General features: G+C 33.2%; 1 pseudogene. It reads right to left on the reverse strand.

Annotated features, from left to right (window positions below):
- Positions 1 to 262 (reverse strand): annotated as a pseudogene (locus FC14_RS10690) (RNA-guided endonuclease TnpB family protein); the annotation flags it as partial.

Consider the following 262-nt stretch of genomic DNA (forward strand, 5'->3'; position numbering starts at 1 on the left):
TTTGTAATTAGGATTAAAAAAGTTCAAATAATCACCATTAAAAGCCACTTTTATTCTTTGCCCTAAGACGTTCATAGATATTTTTGAGCCTTGTTCAACAAAAGAATAGTTGATATTACGCACATAATCAGCTTGCGGACGTGAAAATTTAATTGCTTTATGTAACCAAGATAAATCACGAACTTCACGGTACCATTCACCAGTATTTTGGTCTTGATAATGGTAGGGACGCTGTTTTAATTGAGTTGCAACGGTCTTATAA

It is taken from the genome of Ligilactobacillus agilis DSM 20509, assembly GCF_001436215.1.
Classification (GTDB): domain Bacteria; phylum Bacillota; class Bacilli; order Lactobacillales; family Lactobacillaceae; genus Ligilactobacillus; species Ligilactobacillus agilis.